Below are 16077 nucleotides of genomic sequence, written 5' to 3'. Positions count from 1 at the left end.
CACATCATGCGTACAAATATTGAAATCAATGATGAGTTGATGGATCAAGCGATGAAGTCGGGCGCCTTCAAGACCAAGAAAGACGCGGTCGAGGCGGGCTTGCGCTTGTTGGCGCGTCAGGCGGCCTACCGCGAGATCTTGGCCCTGCGTGGCAAGCTGCGCTGGGACGATGCGCCCCGGGCCGCCGAACTTATCTTGAACGAGCCTGCTGGCCCCTATCACGCGCGGCCAGATGATGCGCGAGCGACGGAGTCTGGCCCGCGATGATTCTGGTGGACTCCTCGGTTTGGATTGACTTTTTCAACGGCCGCGACACTGTCGGCGTACGCCGTTTGAGCGACTTGCTGGAGGACGCCAGTGCGCCCTTGGCGCTGGCCGATCTGGTGCTGTTTGAGGTCTTGCGCGGCTTCCGTGATGAGCGCGACTATCTGGCCGCCAGGCGAGCCCTGGCGGCACTCGATGTGGTGGAGATTGGCGGCGAGCAAAGTGCCTTGCACGCCGCCGAGCATTACCGTGCTCTGCGCGCCGGCGGCTTCACCGTCAACAGCCCTGTCGACGTTTTGCAAGCCAGCTTTTGCATCGAGAACGACTATGCTTTGCTGCATTCAGACCGCGACTATGACGCGATGGAATCTTTGCGCGGCTTGAAGGTCTGGAAACATTGAAGTGCTCCTCATGAAGACGCCTATAGCCGGCCAGCCCATTTCGATTCGTGCCTTGGCGCCTAGCGACTGCCTGAGCGAGTTGACCGCCTTGCTGCACAAGGCCTATGCCTCGTTGGGCGCACAGGGCTGGAACTTCACCGGCGTTGACCAAAGCGTTGAAGTCACTGCCAAGCGAGTCATGGCCGGGCATTGCCTGGTCGCGCTGCATGGCGAGACCATGGTCGGCACGGTGATGGTGCGCGGACCTTATCGCCCCGGCGTCGATGCCTGGTACCTCGATACCCCCTGGTACACCCGCGCCGACACCGCCATCTTGTCGCAATTCGCGGTGGACCCGCAGTGCCAGGGTCAGGGTTTGGGCGCGCGCCTGATGCAGGCCGCCGAGGCCTGGGCCGGCGCGCAGGGCATGGCCCATGTCGCGCTTGATACCGCCCGGCCGGCCGAGCATCTGCAGCGTCGCTATGCCGGCAGCGGCTATGTGCCGATGTGCGAGATCCAATGGGAGGGTAAGAACTACGCCAGCGTCCTGATGGTCAAAACCTTGGCGCCTCAATTGGCGTCGCGCAGTTGATCATGGCGGCGAACCTTCTTCGCGCGGCGCGCGCCAGTGCATGGGCCTTGCTCGCTGCCTTCGGGCTATTTGGCGGTACGGCAAGGGCTGAGTCGGCGGTCGACCCGGCCACGCTGCACAAAGACATTCGCGAGGCGGTGCTGCGTGTGCCTGTCACCGTGCAAGATGCTTATGGGCGCGACGTGGCAGGGAATTTGCTCGTGACCACCTTCAAGCCGAATGGGCCGGGGCCGTTTCCCCTGCTCATCATCAGTCATGGCCGCAGCAGTGATAAACGCAGCGAATATGGGCGCCAGCGCTTTGAATCGGCGGCGCGCTTTTTTGTCCGCAAGGGCTTTGCCGTGGCGGCGCCGTTGCGCCTGGGCTATGGCGAGTTAGCTGCCCTAGGAGATCCGGAGAGCAGCCAAAGTTGTGACAAGGCCCTTTATGGGCCGGCGCTGATCGCGGCCGCGCAACAAATCATCGCGGTGGCTCAGGCCATGGCCGCACAGCCCGATATTGATGGCAGCCGACTGGTTTTGGTCGGTCAGTCGGTCGGTGGCATTGCGACTGTGGCAGCGGCGGCTTCGCGGCCCGCCGGTTTGATGGCGGCGATCAATTTCGCCGGTGGCCACGGCGGCAGCCCGACCGAACACCGCGGTGAGCCTTGCCAGTCGATGAAGTTAAAACGACTGTTCAAACACTATGGCGAACTCAATGCCAATGCCAATGCCAATGCCACTGCCGACGCACCAACGCCGACGTTGTGGATCTACACCGAGAACGATATGTACTTCGCGCCACACCACAGCCGCGCTTGGGCCGAGGCCTACCGCAGCGGCGGCGGTTTGGTGGACTACCGGCTCTTGCCTGCCATCGGCGATGACGGGCACCGCCTGTTCGCAGCGGCCAACGATGTCTGGCAGCCCTTGGTCGATGAGTTTCTGACTCAGCAAGGCTTTACTCAGCCCGGCATCATGAAGGCGCCGCCCAGTACTGACTTCGCGCCGCTGACCGATGTGGAGGCGCTGCCGCTGAGTTCATTTGCCGCTCAGGAGAGTTACAAGAAGTTTTTGCTGGCCAAGCCGCCGCGGGCCTTTGCGCTCAATAGCGATGGTGAGTTTGGCTATGCCAGCGGTGAAGATGTCTTGTCCCGCGCCCTAGGTTTTTGCCAAAGACGCAAGGGCAAACCGTGCAGTTTTTATGCCGTCGATGACAAAGTGGTCTGGAGACCCCAATGAACAGCAGTAACTATCAAACGATACGGGTGCAACGCGATGCACTTGGGCCGCATATCGCCTGCGTCAGCCTGAACCGCCCCGAGGTGCGCAATGCCTTCAATGAAGTGGTGATCGCCGAGCTGACCGCCGCCTTCGCCGAGCTAGGGCAAGACCCGACCCTGCGCGCGATCGTGCTGGCCGCCGAGGGCAAGGCCTTTTGCGCCGGCGCCGACCTCAATTGGATGAAGGCGATGGCCCATTTCAGTTGGGAGCAGAACCACGCCGACGCGGCGCTGCTGGCCGAAATGCTGTGGACGATTTATAGCTGCCCGGTGCCCGTGATCGCCCGCGTACAAGGCGATGCCTATGCCGGCGGCGTCGGCCTGGTGTCGGTATGCGATGTGGTGGTGGCGGTCGAGTCGGCGGGCTTTTGCCTGTCCGAAGCCAAGCTGGGTTTGCTGCCAGCGACCATCGGCCCATATGTCGTGCGAGCCTTGGGCGAGCAGGCCTCAAGGCGCTACTTTCTGACGGCTGAACGTTTCAGCGCCGCCGAAGCGCATCGACTGGGTCTGGTGCATGAACTGGCCACGGCCGAGAGCTTGGACGAGAAGGTGGTGGCGATCGCTTCGGCCATCGCCACCAATGGACCGCAAGCGGTACGCGCTTGCAAGCGTCTGGTGCAGGACATCGCTGATAAGCACATCACGCCCGCGCTGCGCGACGACACTGCCCGCCGCATTGCAGACATTCGCGCCAGCGCCGAGGGCCGCGAGGGTGTGCAGAGTTTTTTGAACAAGAGCCGGCCAGCCTGGCTGGCCTGAAGTCCCGATCACTACTTCAGATGACGATTTCTACTCAAAAAGACTGGCAGCAGCGCAGCCTGGCCGCCGTCTGGCACCCTTGCACGCAGATGGCGCGCGCGGCGATGGTGCCGCCCTTGGCCATTGCGCGCGGCGCCGGCCCTTGGCTGTATGACTTTGACGGCGCGCGCTATTTCGACGCCAACAGCAGCTGGTGGGTCAATCTGTTCGGCCACGCCGACGCTGGCCTCAATGACGCCATCAAGCAGCAACTCGACACCTTGCCGCATGTGATGCTGGCCGGCTGCACCCATGCGCCGGCGGTGCGCCTGGCCGAGCGCTTGAGTGCGCGCACAGGCGGAGCGTTAGGACATGTCTTCTTCGGCAGCGACGGCGCCAGTGCGGTCGAGATTGCGCTCAAGCAGAGCTTTCACAGCTGGCGCAATCTGGGGCGGGGTGACAAGCGCGAGTTCGTGTGCCTGAAGAACGGCTACCACGGCGAAACCATAGGCGCACTGGCCGTCACCGATGTGGCGGTGTTCCGCGATGCTTATGACCCGCTGCTGATGCGCGCGCATATCGTGATGTCACCCGACAGCCGTCTGGCCAACGAAGCCGCCGCGCTGACTGCGATGCGCGACTTGCTGGCCGAGCGCAGCGCCACGATCGCCGCCGTCATCGTCGAGCCGTTGGTGCAGGGCGCTGCGGGCATGGTGATGTATTCGGCCGGCTACCTGCGGGCCTTGCGCAAGCTTTGTACGGAGTTTGAGGTGCATCTGATCGTCGACGAGATCGCGATGGGTTGCGGGCGCACCGGCAGCTTCTTCGCGTGGGAGCAGACCTTTATTGAGGACCTAGCCAGTGCCGGGCCGCCCCAAGCTGGCGACGCCCCCTCGGGGGGCAGCGCGTGTACCCGCGAGCGTGGGGGCCAACAGCTCTGGCCCGATTTCATCCTGCTGTCCAAGGGCATCACCGGCGGCACGCTGCCGCTGTCGCTGGTGCTGACGACCGAGGCGGTGTTCCAGGCCTTTTGGAGCGAGGACGTGACGCGCGGCTTTTTGCACTCGCATTCCTATACCGGCAATGCGCTGGCCTGTGCGGCGGCGAACGCGGTACTGGATCGCTTCGATGCGGGCCAGCTTGAACGCAATGCGGCGCAGGCGCGCTTGTTGGCGGAGTCTTTCGCGCCGCTGGCTGTGCACCCGCGCGTCGCGCATCTGCGCCAGCTCGGCATGGTCTTGGCCTTTGATGTGCAAGACGCCGGCCTGCGCTTCGCCGAGCGTTTCCATCTGGCCGCGCGTGCGCATCAGCTCTTGATTCGCCCGATCGGCAACACGGTCTATCTGATGCCGCCCTATGTGGTCGATGCCGAGATTGCGTCCTTCCTGGCGCGAGCAGTGAACTTGACGCTTGACGAAGTCTTGGCTCAGCCGATGAACAAGGGCATAGCCGCGGAGGACGACGCCCATGTTGCTTGACCATCTGAACGCCAAACTGGCCGACATCGAGGCGCAAAGCCTGACCCGTTTTCTGCGTCAAGCCGAGAGCCCGACTGCGCCGCGCCAGCAGGTGCGTGGCGCAGACGGCCGCACGCGTGAGCTGTTGATGTTCTGCTCGAACGACTATCTGGGCCTGGCGGCCGAGCCGCAGATCACCGCCGCCTTGATCGAAGGCGCGATGATTTACGGCGGCGGCTCCGGCGCCTCGCCCTTGATCAGCGGCCACAGCCGGGCCCATGAGCAGGTTGCCGAGACCTTGGCCGCTTGGATGGCGCCGCATATCCCCGAGGCCAAGGCGCTGGGCTTTTGCACCGGCTATATGGCCAATCTGGCCGTCGTCACCGCATTGGGCGACGAGCACACCGAGATCTTTTCGGAAGCTTGGAACCATGCCTCGCTGATCGACGGCAGCCGGCTCGCGCGCGCACAAGTGACGCGTTATGCACATGCCGATGTGGCTCAGCTGCGCAGTCTGCTGTCGGCCAGTCAAGCCAAGGTCAAGCTGATCGTCACCGATGCGGTCTTCAGCATGGACGGCGATCTGGCGCCGCTGCCGGAGCTGCTGGCGCTGGCCGAAGAATTCGACGCCTGGTTGATCGTCGACGACGCGCATGGCTTTGGCGTCCTGGGCGAGCGCGGCCGAGGCTCGTTGGAACATTTCAATTTGCGCAGCGAACGCTTGATTCTGGTCGGCACGCTGGGCAAAGCGGCCGGTCTGGCCGGCGCGTTTGTGGTCGCCCACGCCACCATCACCGACTACCTGCTGCAAGCCGCCCGCAACTACATTTTTTCGACCGCTTCGCCGCCGGCCGTCGAGCACGCCTTGCTGACCAGCTTGGCCTTGATCGACAGCGAGCTGGGCGCCGAGCGCCGTGCCAATTTGCGCCGCCTGCAAGCGCAGTTGCGCGTCGGCATCGAAGCGATGTTGGCGCAGCACCCGGCCTTGGGTTGGCGTCTGGCGCCGTCCGACACTCCGGTGCAGCCGCTGATCATTGGCGGCAATGCCGAGGTGATGGCGCTGGCCGCCAGGCTTGAGCGCGAAGGTCTGCGCGTGCCCGGCATACGCCCGCCTACTGTGCCGGCCGGCGAGGCGCGGCTGCGCATCACCTTGTGCGCCACGCATACCGAGGCCGATGTGGCGCAGCTCTTGCAAGCCTTGGCGGCGGCGGCCGCCGACATGGACAAGGCAGGCATTTGATGATGAAGGGCTTTTTCATCACCGGCACCGACACCGAGGTCGGCAAGACCTGCATCACCGCCGGGTTGACTGAGGCCTTCACGCAGGCGGGCCTGCGGGTGGCCCCGATCAAGCCGCTGGCGGCCGGGCAAGACCTGCTGGACGGCCAATGGGTCAACGAGGACGTGCAGCGTCTGCACGCCGCTCAAACTATTGGCATGACGCCGGAGCAGGTCGGCCCGCTGCAATTTCGCGCCGCCTGCGCGCCGCATATCGCCGCAGCCTTGGAGGGTCGCAGCATTGACCGCGCACCTTTGCTGGCCGCGATTCGCGCCAGCGCCGACTTGGGCCAAATGGCGCTGGTCGAAGGCGTCGGTGGCTTTCGGGTGCCTTTGTGTGAAGGCTGGGATACCGCCGATCTCGCTGTTGACCTGGGCCTGCCGGTCGTGCTCGTCGTCGGCCTACGCCTGGGCTGCATCAACCATGCGCTGCTGACCGCCGAGGCCGTGCGCGCTCGCGGTTTGAAGCTCATCGCTTGGGTGGCCAATACGGTGGACGCCGACATGCCGCATCTGACCGACAATCTGGCCGCGCTGAGCGCATCGCTGGATGCGCCTTGCTGGGGCCATGTGCCTCGCTTGGAAAACCCAACTCCTGCGGCCGTTGCCGCCCATTTGAATCACGCGCTCTTGCTCACGCAGGCCGCATCGTCTTCTTTGTAATAAGTTCTTTTCGGAATCGCTCGCTATGACCCACTCCCAAACCGTCAATCAAATCCAGTCGCTGACGCCGACCACCGACGCCGAGCGCCGCAGTGACAAGACCTGGACGGTCAAAGAAGTCGTGGCGCTTTATGACCTGCCGTTCAATGACCTGATGTTCCGCGCCCAGCAGGTGCACCGCGAGAACTTCGATGCCAATGCAGTGCAACTGTCCACGCTGCTGTCGATCAAAACCGGCGGCTGCGAGGAAGACTGCGCTTACTGCCCGCAATCGGCGCATTTCGATACCGGCCTGAAGGCCGAGAAGCTGATCCCACTGCAAGAAGTGCTGGAGGCGGCACGTGCAGCCAAGGCCAATGGCGCGACGCGATTTTGCATGGGTGCCGCTTGGCGTTCGCCCAAGCCGCGTCACTTGGAAGCCATTGGCGAGATGGTCAAGGAGGTCAAGGCGATGGGGCTGGAGACTTGCTTGACCGCCGGCATGTTGGGTGACGGCCAGGCTGAGCAGCTGGCCGAGGCAGGTCTTGACTACTACAACCACAATCTGGATACCTCGCCTGAGTTCTATGGGCAGATCATCACCACCCGCACCTATCAGGACCGCTTGGACACGCTGGACCGGGTGCGCAATGTGGGGCTCAAGGTTTGCTCGGGCGGTATTGTTGGGCTGGGCGAGACGCGCGGTCAGCGGGCTGGCTTGATCGTGCAGTTGGCCAATCTGAATCCGTATCCGGAATCGGTGCCTATCAATAACTTGGTCAAGGTCGAGGGCACGCCTTTGGCCGACGCTGAGGCGCTCGATCCCTTCGAGTTCATCCGTTCGATTGCGGTGGCGCGGATCACGATGCCGCGTGCGATGGTGCGCTTGTCGGCCGGGCGCGAGGAGATGCCGGAGAGCATGCAGGCGCTGTGCTTCCTGGCGGGTGCGAATTCGATGTTCTATGGCGACAAGTTGCTGACGACGAGCAATCCGCAGGCGGAGAAGGACAGGGCGTTGCTGGATCGGCTGGGGATGCGGTGCGCTACCGAGGAGAAGTTGGTGCCGCAGGCTGCTGCTGAGGATGGTTGCGGCAAGGTGAGTTGCCACTCGCACTGAGCTTTCACGGGTCATGGGCGTTGCTGTTCTGCAGAGACCGATGCCGGGAGTTCGCCCCGGCAGGCGACCTTCTTTCTTGGGCGGCCAAGAAAGAAGGCAAAGAAACCGCCCCTGCCGCATGGCCCTGCGGGTCCGCTCGGATGCTCAGGTTCGCCGGGCCGCGCCCAACTCACTTCGCTACGCTGCGTTCAAACAAGGGGCGCGAATTCAGTCTTTGAAGTCGCTCCGCGACGCCCGGCAAACCTTCCGCTCCTCGCCCATGCAGAAGGGGACCCCCGAAATACCGACACGCCTCGCTGCGCATCGGTTTGGACTCCAGGGCCTGGCGCGTTCGTTCGACCCAATGTTGAAGCTACACAGATGAAGATCAGTTTTGTTTCAGGTTTGATCTTTGTCTTTTGTAGTGCCGCTCAGTCAGCGGATGCGCAGCACGCTTGGGATTTGCTCAAACAGCCTGACTTCAAGTCGGCTTATTTAGAGGCGCTTGGATCAAAGGTGCAAGAGAAATGGCTGACTAAATTGCCCGGCCCGAGCAACGAGGCGGTACACAAGGTGATCGGCGGCGAAGAGTTTTTGTTGCTCAGTTCCTGCAAGCCGCATGCTTGCGACACGGACAACATCGCGATCGCGTACGGCAAGGCAACGAAGCGCGTATATGCCAAGTTGCGAGAAGAGTCGGGTACGACCGTACTGATAGGCGCGCCGTCAGCTGGAATTAAATCTGAGCTTGAGTCCTACTATGAGAAGCAGTTTTCGTCGAGGTAGATTCAAATGAGCGCTCCATCCGATGCGCAGCGAGGCGTGACGGTATTTCGGGGTTCCCCGTGTTGCCTGGGTGAGGAGCGCAGGATTTGTCGGGCGGCGCGAAGCGCCATCAAGGACTGGCTTCGCGCCCCTTGTTTGAACGGAGCGTAGCGCAGTGAGTTGGGCGCGGCCCGGCAAAGCCGAGCACCGCAGCGGACCCCGAAGGGGCCTGGCATTCGGGGCGGTTTCTTTGCCTTCTTTCTTGGACGCCCAAGAAAGAAGGTCGCCCGCCGGGGCGAAATCCCGGCACGGTCTTTGAGAGATGGTGATGTGCCAGCGAAGCCCGGGCGGTCCGCAGCGCATGAATGAAATGAAGATATTGCGGCCCTCCCAGAGACCCTGGAAGTAAAAGTAAGAGTTCAAAGTTCACGAGACTGGAGACAAACAACATGTTCAAGAAAATCCTCATCGCTAACCGTGGCGAAATCGCCTGCCGAGTCGCGGCCACCGCCCGCCGCATGGGCATCAAAACCGTCGCCGTCTACTCCGAAGCCGACGCCAAAGCCAAGCATGTGCAGGCCTGCGACGAGGCGATTCTGATCGGCGGCCCCGCCCCGCGCGACTCCTATCTTCAATGGCAGCGCATCATCGACGCGGCCAAGGCCACCGGCGCCGAAGCCGTCCACCCCGGCTACGGCTTCCTGAGCGAAAACTCGGAATTCGCCACCGCCTGCGCTGCCAATGGCATCGCCTTCATCGGCCCTTCATCGGCCGCCATCCAGGCCATGGGCCTGAAGGCCGAATCCAAACGCCTGATGGAGACGGCCGGCGTGCCGCTGGTGCCCGGCTACCACGGCGCCGATCAAGACCCTGCGCTGCTGCGCGCCGAGGCCGAGCGGATCGGCTTCCCTGTCCTGATCAAGGCCAGCGCCGGCGGCGGCGGCAAGGGCATGCGCGCTGTCTTTCAGCTAGACGAGTTCGACGCCGCGCTGGCTTCATGCAAGCGCGAGGCGATCAATAGCTTTGGCGATGATGCAGTCTTGATCGAGCGTTATGTGCAGCGCCCACGCCATATCGAAATCCAGGTCTTTGGCGACAACTTCGGCGACTGCGTCTACCTGTTCGAGCGCGATTGCTCGGTGCAGCGCCGCCACCAGAAGGTGCTGGAAGAAGCGCCTGCGCCGGGGATGACGGCCGAGCGGCGCGCCCAGATGGGCGGCGCCGCAGTGGCGGCGGCCAAGGCGGTGGGCTATAGCGGCGCCGGCACGGTCGAGTTCATTTGCGAACAAGACGGGCGCTTCTACTTCATGGAAATGAACACCCGCCTGCAGGTCGAGCATCCGGTGACGGAAGCCATCACGGGCCAGGACTTGGTCGAGTGGCAGTTGCGCGTCGCCTCGGGCGAGCCGCTGCCGCTGAAGCAAGAACAGTTGACGATGACCGGCCACGCGATCGAGGCGCGCATCTGCGCCGAAAACCCCGATGCCGGTTTCTTGCCCGCCACCGGCGCGCTGCATGTGGCGCGCTGGCCGGCGCATGTGAAGTTCGAACGCGGCAATGTGCGCATCGATGCCGGCGTCGACGAAGGCGACGCGATCAGCCCGTTTTACGACTCGATGGTCGCCAAGCTGATCGTCTGGGGCGAGGACCGAGCCGAGGCCCTGGCGCGCCTGGACGCCGCGCTGCGCGACACCCATATTGTCGGCCTGCAAACCAATGTGGCGTTTTTACGCCGCTGCGCCGCAACCGCATCCTTTGCGAGCGCCGACCTCGACACCGCGCTGATCGAGCGCGAGCGCGCGGCCTTGTTCGAGCAGCCGGGTCTGCCTTTGGCTACCTGCGCGGCGGCAGTCGTCGCTCATCAGTTGGCGGCCGAGGCCCAACTGCAGACCAACGACCCCTGGAGCCGACGTGACGGCTGGCGCATGTACGGCGCCTCGGCGCGTCGCTTCGATCTGGAGATCGCCGGCGTGCACCATGAGGTCTTGCTGTCGCGTCATCATCAGGGTGGGATGCAACTCACCGTGGCCGGCGAGGCGATTGCCTTCGCCGCCAACTCGGCCAGCCTGGAAGCGCACGAGCTGTTGCTGGGCTCCGGCTTGGCCCAACAGCGCATCACCGTCAAAACCTATGCCGAGGGCGAAACGGTGGCGGTGTTTGCGCCGACCGGCTCGGCCCTGGTGGTCGAGATCGACGTGATCGCCCGCGCCGGCAGCGGCCCGGCCGAGGGAGGACGGCTGACCGCGCCGATGCCGGGCAAGCTGGTTGGCTTCCTCGCTCAGGTCGGTGATGCTGTAGCCAAGGGTCAGCCGCTGGCGGTGATGGAGGCGATGAAGATGGAGCACACCATCAGCGCTCCGCGGGACGGCGTGGTGGCCGAGTTGCTGTTCGCTGTCGGTGATCAGATCGGCGACGGCGCCGAGCTGCTGCGTTTGGAGACAGCGCAATGAAGCCCCCACGTTCACTTCGTTCTCTGCCCCCCGAGGGGGCGCAGGCCTCCCTTGGGGCGGCCCGGCGGGAGTCCTTGTCATGAGCACGCTCCCTTCCCGCGTTACGCTGGTCGACGTCGGCCCCCGCGACGGCTTGCAAAACGAAAAAGTGCTGGTTGCCACCGAGCACAAGGCGGCTTTGGTCGAGATGCTTTATTTGGCCGGCCTGCGCGAGATCGAGGTGACGAGTTTCGTCAGCCCGAAATGGGTGCCGCAAATGGCCGATAACGCCGCGGTGATGGCGGCAATCCAACGCCACCCTGGCGTGCGCTACTCAGTGCTGACGCCGAATCTGAAGGGTTTGGAGGCCGCTCTGCCCACCCGCCCGGACGAGATCGTCGTCTTCGCGGCGGCTAGCGAGGCCTTCAGCCAAAAGAACATCAACTGCTCGATTGCCGAGAGCATTGAGCGCTTCGCCCCGGTGGTAGCAGCCGCCCACGCCGCCAGCATCAAGGTGCGCGGTGCCTTGTCTTGCGCGGTCGGCTGCCCCTATGAGGGCGACATCAGCGCGGACCAGGTCGAGCGAGTCGTGCTGCTGATGAAGGGCATAGGCGTTGATCATCTGGGCGTGGCCGACACCATAGGCGTGGGCACGCCCAGAAAGATTCAGGCGGCGATGGAGCGGGCCTTGAAGCATTACCCGCTGGTCGAGGTCAGCGGGCATTTCCATGACACCTATGGCCAGGCTTTGTCGAATATCTATGCCTGCCTGGAGATGGGCATCCACACCTTCGACGCCAGCGTGGCAGGCCTGGGCGGCTGCCCTTATGCCAAGGGCGCGACCGGCAATGTGGCGACCGAAGATGTGGTCTTCATGCTCAATGGGCTTGGCATCGACACTGGCATCAACATCGACAAGCTGGTCGACGCCGGCGCCTTTATCTCCGGCGTGCTGGGGCGCCCGCCGGTGTCAAGAGTCGGCCGGGCGCTGCTGGCGAAACGCGCCGCGGCGTGATGACTCATGCCAGCAGATGCCGGTTGAAGAAAGCGAGCGTGCGGTTCCAGGCCAAGTCGGCGCTGGCGGCGTCATAGACCTCGGGGCGCTGCTCGTTGAAGAAACCGTGTTCTGCGGCATAACGATGTATTTCGGCTGAGGCCGGCAGCTTGGCTTGCAAGGCGTCGGCAGCGGCCGGTGTGATCCAGTCGTCCATATTGGCAAAGTGACCCTGGAAGGGGATTTTGATCAGCGCTGGGTCCGCCAACTCGGCCGGCGGAATGCCGTAAAAGCAACTCGCCGCGCTTAAGCTTGGCAGGTGCACGGCAGCGGCGATGGTCAGCGCGCCGCCCATGCAAAAGCCGGTCACGCCAATCTTGGTGCAATGATGGGCCAAGAAGGCGAAGGCGCCGGCCAAGTCCTGGTGGGTGGCGTCGGCAAAGTCCAGGCCGCTCTTCAGATGCGTGGCTTCATCGGCATTGCTGGCCAGGCGGCCACGGTAGAGGTCGGGCGCCAAGGTGGTGAAGCCGGCCGCCGCGAAGCGATCGGCGACGCCGCAGATCTGCGGGTTCAAGCCCCACCATTCCTGAATCAGGATCAGGCCCGGGCGCTTGAGCCCCTCGCTGCTGTCGGCCTCGGCCAAGTAGGCGGCGCTGTTGGCGCCGTCGGGGCGCTGGAATTCGATCATCTGTCCCATCGTCATTTCTCCCTTTTTCTGTCCTGTCTGAGTCGCCTAGGCCTGCGGGTCGCGCACGCGCTGCGTGAACCACCACATATGGCCGTCCGGATCGGTACAGCCGTAGCTGCGATCGGCCCAGTACTCAGGGCCGTAGTCGTGCAGAGCCGGTTCGGCAATGACGGTGGCGCCGGCAGCCCGGGCTTGCGCGCAATGGCTGTCAACGTCGTCGACATAGAGCATCAAGCATTGCGTATTGGCCGCTGCAGTATGCAAGGGGCTTCGGCATGGAACGCCGAGTTTGGGGGGGCGCTGCGCCCCGCCTTCGCCGACCATGATCAGGGCTTCGCCGAAGCTCAGCTGGCTGTGAATGACGCTGCCGTCCGGGCCCGGCACCAGCAACTGAATTTCGAAGCCGAAGGCTTCAACGAGCCAAGCGATCGCCGCGTTGGCGTCTTCGTAAAACAGTGTGCTGCTCAGGCGCGGCCAGCCGGCGGGAGGGGACTTCATACTCGCTTCTCCTCTTGCAAGGGGGTCAGTCGGGGTTCAAAACCTTGGCAACCGGATTGGGCCGCAGCCGGAAGGCATCCGGCAGGCCGGAGCCCAACAACGGGCGCAAGTAAAGGCGGAAGGCGTCGGTGACATCGGTGCCACTGGCTGCGATGAATTCGTCCTCCATCACGCGGGTCTTGCCGGCCACGGCAGTGAGTGGAAGTAACTCGTAATCGACCGAGTAATAGCCGCTGCGCTTGATGGCGACCGAGCCGTCACGGCCGGCATTGAAGGCGAACTGCACCGCCTTTTCGCCGACCTCACGCGCCTCGCGTTGGTCCACATCCGACACGCAGCCAATGAAGCTGCGCTGCAGATAGCCGAAGGTGTCGCCGCGCACCCTTTTGATGCCGAGCTTTTCCTTGATTTCTTCGCACAGCAGATCTGCCAGCGCGCCATTGCCGGACAGTTGCACATTGCCGTGGTCATCGCGCTCCAGATCCTTGGTCAGTTGTGCGGCGATCGGCTGGCCGGAGGCGTCATGGATGCCCTCGGAGACGGCGATCACGCAGCGCCCAAAACGCTCATAGGTCGCCTTCACATCGGCCAGGAATTGCTGCAGATCGAATACGCGCTCGGGCAAATAAATCAGATGCGGGCCGTCGTCGGGGAACTTCTTGCCCAAGGCCGAAGCGGCCGTCAGAAAGCCGGCGTGCCGGCCCATCACCACGCCGACATAGACGCCGGGCAGGGCCGCGTTATCGAGGTTGGCGCCGGCGAAGGCCTGCGCCACAAAGCGCGCAGCAGAGGGGAAGCCGGGCGTGTGGTCGTTGCCGACGAGGTCGTTGTCAATCGTCTTGGGGATGTGGATGCAGCGCAGCGGGTAGCTTGCCGCGGCGGCTTCCTCGCTCACGATGCGCACGGTGTCGGACGAGTCATTGCCGCCGATGTAGAAGAAATGTGTGATGCCATGCGCCTGCAGAACTTTGAAGATCTTGTGGCAGTAGGCGGCGTCGGGTTTGTCGCGCGTGGAGCCCAGGGCAGAGGAAGGCGTTTGTGCGACCAGTTCCAGGTTGTGGCTGGTTTCTTGCGTCAGGTCGACGAAGTCTTCATTGATGATGCCGCGCACGCCGTGCCGCGCGCCGTAGACCAGGCCGACCTGGTGCTGGCGGCGCGCTTCGAGCACCACGCCGACCAAGGATTGATTGATGACGGCAGTCGGGCCGCCGCCCTGGGCGACGAGGATCTTGCAGAGGGACATGAGCGTTCCTTGGCATGGTTGGAGTGCGTGGTGATTGTGACTTAGCTTGGCTGCTTTGGCTTGCTCGCATAAGCGAAGCTAATGAATCTGAAGCGAAACAAATCAAGCTTGCCTAGCGGAGGGCCTTGGGCGTACAACAGAGCACCACAACAAGCCGTCAAGGCCCTGGAGACAAGCATGAAGATCGGATGCCCCAAGGAAATCAAGAATCACGAATACCGAGTTGGCCTGACGCCGGCCAGCGTGCGCGAGCTGACTTCGCGCGGCCATCAGGTCTTGGTGCAGACCGGCGCCGGTGCAGCCATCGGCCTGCTGGATGAACATTACGTGGAGGCAGGCGCCAGCATCGTGCCCGACGCGGCGACGGTGTTTGCGCAGGCTGAGATGATCGTCAAGGTCAAGGAGCCGCAGCCGCAGGAATGCGCGATGCTGCGCGAGGGGCAGATCCTCTACACCTATTTGCACCTGGCACCGGACCCGCAGCAGACCGCCGCCTTGGTCAAGTCGGGCGCGGTTTGCATTGCCTATGAAACCATTACCGGTCCCGGCGGCGGTCTGCCACTGCTGGCACCGATGAGCGAAGTGGCCGGGCGCATGTCAATCCAGGCCGGCGCTGCCCATCTGGAAAAGAGCAAGGGCGGCATGGGCGTGCTGCTGGGCGGTGTGCCAGGTGTTGCCCCCGCGCATGTGGTGATCATCGGCGCCGGCGTGGTCGGCACCCATGCGCTGCAGATGGCCGTGGGCATGGGCGCGCGCGTGACCGTGCTGGACCGCAATGTCGACCGTCTGCGGCAGCTGGACCTGGTCTTTGGCAACCGCATCAGCACCAGCTACTCGAATGTGCAAAGCCTGGAGGAGACGGTGTTGTCGGCTGACTTGGTGATCGGCGGCGTTTTGATCCCCGGTGCGGCGGCGCCCAAGCTGGTCACGCGCGACATGATTGCGCGCATGAAGAAGGGCGCAGTGGTGGTGGACGTAGCGATCGACCAGGGCGGCTGCTTCGAGACCTCGCATGCGACCACGCATGCCGACCCGACCTTTGTGGTTGACGGTGTGGTGCATTACTGCGTCGCCAATATGCCAGGCGCTGTCGCGCGCACCTCGACCTTTGCGCTCAACAACGCCACCATCGCCCATGCCGTGGCCTTGGCCGAAAAGGGCTGGCGGCGCGCCTTGAATGACAGCCCCTACCTCTGCGCGGGGCTCAATGTGGCCCTGGGTCAACTGACCTACGAGGCGGTGGCGCGTGATTTGGGCTATGAATATGTGCCGGCGGAAGGTTTGCTGGACTGACATTCGGGCCTCGGCAAATTACGTTAGCGAGGCGGCTTATTGATCCAAATCAGTCGCCCGTCACCCATCCGTCGAAAAGAGGTGTTAAGTTACGGGAGTGAGATTTTTATAGCCAAGGAGAGCATTGCCATGTCTGAAGTCAACCAAGCCCACAAAGACCGCCTGATGAGCGATCTTCATGCCGTTGTGTCTGAAGCCGAGAACTTGCTGCGCGCCACTGCGGGTTCAGCCAGCGAAGGTGCCTCTGAGTTGCGCGCCAAGGTTCAAGCCAGCCTGGACCGCGCCAAACACAACTTGGCGGATCTGCAGGATGCGGCGGTCGAGAAAGCTCGTGCGGCCGGCCGAGCCACTGATCTCTACGTGCATGAGAAGCCTTGGCAGGCCATGGGCTTGGCGGCCGGCGTGGGCCTGCTGTTGGGCATGCTGATCAGCCGTCGCTGAATCGGCTTCAAGCCCAAA

The 16077-nt window shown here is 63.5% G+C and carries 17 protein-coding genes; 14 read left to right on the top strand and 3 right to left on the bottom strand.

Going from position 1 to position 16077, the window contains the following annotated elements:
• Window positions 1-6: 6 nt before the first annotated feature.
• From LNV09_RS22835 to LNV09_RS22780, 12 genes are all read left to right on the top strand, one after another.
• On the top strand, window positions 7-267 hold the full coding sequence (locus LNV09_RS22835) for a type II toxin-antitoxin system VapB family antitoxin (RefSeq protein WP_263559367.1): 261 nt from the start codon (window positions 7-9) through the stop codon (window positions 265-267).
• Window positions 264-665, top strand: a complete 402-nt coding sequence (vapC, locus tag LNV09_RS22830) for a type II toxin-antitoxin system VapC family toxin (protein WP_263559366.1) — start codon at window positions 264-266, stop codon at window positions 663-665. The genes LNV09_RS22835 and vapC overlap by 4 nt, the downstream gene beginning before the upstream one ends.
• Window positions 666-675: 10 nt before the next feature.
• Window positions 676-1236: a GNAT family N-acetyltransferase gene (locus LNV09_RS22825; RefSeq protein WP_263559365.1), complete on the top strand. Its 561-nt coding sequence runs from the start codon at window positions 676-678 to the stop codon at window positions 1234-1236.
• Between the two features lie 2 nt (window positions 1237-1238).
• Complete coding sequence (locus LNV09_RS22820; RefSeq protein WP_263559364.1) at window positions 1239-2456, top strand: alpha/beta hydrolase family protein; 1218 nt, start codon at window positions 1239-1241, stop codon at window positions 2454-2456.
• Entirely contained in the window at window positions 2453-3256 is an 804-nt protein-coding gene (locus LNV09_RS22815) for an enoyl-CoA hydratase/isomerase family protein (protein ID WP_263559363.1), read from the top strand. Before LNV09_RS22820 ends, LNV09_RS22815 begins: the two co-directional genes overlap by 4 nt.
• Before the next feature lie 20 nt (window positions 3257-3276).
• Window positions 3277-4713, top strand: a complete 1437-nt coding sequence (locus tag LNV09_RS22810; protein ID WP_263559362.1) for an aminotransferase class III-fold pyridoxal phosphate-dependent enzyme — start codon at window positions 3277-3279, stop codon at window positions 4711-4713.
• Window positions 4703-5932: an 8-amino-7-oxononanoate synthase gene (gene bioF / locus LNV09_RS22805; RefSeq protein ID WP_263559361.1), complete on the top strand. Its 1230-nt coding sequence runs from the start codon at window positions 4703-4705 to the stop codon at window positions 5930-5932. The genes LNV09_RS22810 and bioF overlap by 11 nt, the downstream gene beginning before the upstream one ends.
• Window positions 5932-6633 carry a dethiobiotin synthase gene (gene bioD, locus LNV09_RS22800; protein WP_318023318.1) on the top strand — a complete coding sequence of 234 codons (702 nt, stop codon included), beginning with the start codon at window positions 5932-5934 and terminating at the stop codon, window positions 6631-6633. Before bioF ends, bioD begins: the two co-directional genes overlap by 1 nt.
• A 25-nt stretch (window positions 6634-6658) precedes the next feature.
• Window positions 6659-7729 (top strand): biotin synthase BioB, encoded by a 1071-nt coding sequence (gene bioB, locus LNV09_RS22795; RefSeq protein ID WP_263559360.1) that lies wholly within the window; start codon window positions 6659-6661, stop codon window positions 7727-7729.
• 360 nt (window positions 7730-8089) lie between these two features.
• Window positions 8090-8494, top strand: coding sequence for an Ivy family c-type lysozyme inhibitor (locus tag LNV09_RS22790; RefSeq protein WP_263559359.1), 405 nt, complete (start codon window positions 8090-8092; stop codon window positions 8492-8494).
• A gap of 428 nt (window positions 8495-8922) precedes the next feature.
• A complete protein-coding gene (locus LNV09_RS22785; protein ID WP_263559358.1) occupies window positions 8923-10923 on the top strand; it encodes an acetyl-CoA carboxylase biotin carboxylase subunit in 2001 nt (666 codons plus the stop codon).
• Window positions 10924-11002: 79 nt separating this feature from the next.
• The gene (locus LNV09_RS22780) at window positions 11003-11917 is read left to right on the top strand and encodes a hydroxymethylglutaryl-CoA lyase (RefSeq protein ID WP_263559357.1); all 915 of its coding nucleotides are present in this window, start codon (window positions 11003-11005) and stop codon (window positions 11915-11917) included.
• 4 nt (window positions 11918-11921) lie between these two features.
• On the opposite strand, the gene LNV09_RS22775 is transcribed toward LNV09_RS22780, so the two are convergent.
• From LNV09_RS22775 to LNV09_RS22765, 3 genes are read right to left on the bottom strand one after another with little or no spacing between them, the layout of a single operon-like run.
• On the bottom strand, window positions 11922-12593 hold the full coding sequence (locus LNV09_RS22775; protein ID WP_263559356.1) for a dienelactone hydrolase family protein: 672 nt from the start codon (window positions 12591-12593) through the stop codon (window positions 11922-11924).
• Window positions 12594-12629: 36 nt separating this feature from the next.
• Window positions 12630-13082: a VOC family protein gene (locus LNV09_RS22770; protein ID WP_263559355.1), complete on the bottom strand. Its 453-nt coding sequence runs from the start codon at window positions 13080-13082 to the stop codon at window positions 12630-12632.
• A 25-nt stretch (window positions 13083-13107) separates the two neighbouring features.
• Window positions 13108-14325 carry a 6-phosphofructokinase gene (locus LNV09_RS22765; protein WP_263559354.1) on the bottom strand — a complete coding sequence of 406 codons (1218 nt, stop codon included), beginning with the start codon at window positions 14323-14325 and terminating at the stop codon, window positions 13108-13110.
• A 177-nt stretch (window positions 14326-14502) separates the two neighbouring features.
• Here LNV09_RS22765 and ald point away from each other — a divergent pair, with 177 nt between their 5' ends.
• Both ald and LNV09_RS22755 read left to right on the top strand, forming a co-directional pair.
• Complete coding sequence (gene ald / locus LNV09_RS22760) at window positions 14503-15618, top strand: alanine dehydrogenase (RefSeq protein WP_263559353.1); 1116 nt, start codon at window positions 14503-14505, stop codon at window positions 15616-15618.
• A 129-nt stretch (window positions 15619-15747) separates the two neighbouring features.
• The gene (locus LNV09_RS22755) at window positions 15748-16059 is read left to right on the top strand and encodes an ElaB/YgaM/YqjD family protein (protein ID WP_263559352.1); all 312 of its coding nucleotides are present in this window, start codon (window positions 15748-15750) and stop codon (window positions 16057-16059) included.
• The last annotated feature ends 18 nt before the right edge of the window (window positions 16060-16077 follow it).

The organism is Paucibacter sp. B2R-40, from assembly GCF_025717555.1.
Taxonomy (GTDB): Bacteria; Pseudomonadota; Gammaproteobacteria; order Burkholderiales; family Burkholderiaceae_C; genus Paucibacter_A.
The sequence above is the reverse complement of the archived record's forward strand: the minus strand, read 5'-3'. Positions and strand labels throughout refer to the sequence as shown.

What these genes read in the sequence shown, in the direction of transcription:
- LNV09_RS22835 (WP_263559367.1), top strand. Translation starts at nt 7, where the DNA reads ATGCGTACAAATATTGAAATCAATGATGAGTTGATGGATCAAGCGATG.
- vapC (WP_263559366.1), top strand. Translation starts at nt 264, where the DNA reads ATGATTCTGGTGGACTCCTCGGTTTGGATTGACTTTTTCAACGGCCGC.
- LNV09_RS22825 (WP_263559365.1), top strand. Translation starts at nt 676, where the DNA reads ATGAAGACGCCTATAGCCGGCCAGCCCATTTCGATTCGTGCCTTGGCG.
- LNV09_RS22820 (WP_263559364.1), top strand. Translation starts at nt 1,239, where the DNA reads ATGGCGGCGAACCTTCTTCGCGCGGCGCGCGCCAGTGCATGGGCCTTG.
- LNV09_RS22815 (WP_263559363.1), top strand. Translation starts at nt 2,453, where the DNA reads ATGAACAGCAGTAACTATCAAACGATACGGGTGCAACGCGATGCACTT.
- LNV09_RS22810 (WP_263559362.1), top strand. Translation starts at nt 3,277, where the DNA reads ATGACGATTTCTACTCAAAAAGACTGGCAGCAGCGCAGCCTGGCCGCC.
- bioF (WP_263559361.1), top strand. Translation starts at nt 4,703, where the DNA reads ATGTTGCTTGACCATCTGAACGCCAAACTGGCCGACATCGAGGCGCAA.
- bioD (WP_318023318.1), top strand. Translation starts at nt 5,932, where the DNA reads ATGATGAAGGGCTTTTTCATCACCGGCACCGACACCGAGGTCGGCAAG.
- bioB (WP_263559360.1), top strand. Translation starts at nt 6,659, where the DNA reads ATGACCCACTCCCAAACCGTCAATCAAATCCAGTCGCTGACGCCGACC.
- LNV09_RS22790 (WP_263559359.1), top strand. Translation starts at nt 8,090, where the DNA reads ATGAAGATCAGTTTTGTTTCAGGTTTGATCTTTGTCTTTTGTAGTGCC.
- LNV09_RS22785 (WP_263559358.1), top strand. Translation starts at nt 8,923, where the DNA reads ATGTTCAAGAAAATCCTCATCGCTAACCGTGGCGAAATCGCCTGCCGA.
- LNV09_RS22780 (WP_263559357.1), top strand. Translation starts at nt 11,003, where the DNA reads ATGAGCACGCTCCCTTCCCGCGTTACGCTGGTCGACGTCGGCCCCCGC.
- LNV09_RS22775 (WP_263559356.1), bottom strand. Translation starts at nt 12,593, where the DNA reads ATGGGACAGATGATCGAATTCCAGCGCCCCGACGGCGCCAACAGCGCC.
- LNV09_RS22770 (WP_263559355.1), bottom strand. Translation starts at nt 13,082, where the DNA reads ATGAAGTCCCCTCCCGCCGGCTGGCCGCGCCTGAGCAGCACACTGTTT.
- LNV09_RS22765 (WP_263559354.1), bottom strand. Translation starts at nt 14,325, where the DNA reads ATGTCCCTCTGCAAGATCCTCGTCGCCCAGGGCGGCGGCCCGACTGCC.
- ald (WP_263559353.1), top strand. Translation starts at nt 14,503, where the DNA reads ATGAAGATCGGATGCCCCAAGGAAATCAAGAATCACGAATACCGAGTT.
- LNV09_RS22755 (WP_263559352.1), top strand. Translation starts at nt 15,748, where the DNA reads ATGTCTGAAGTCAACCAAGCCCACAAAGACCGCCTGATGAGCGATCTT.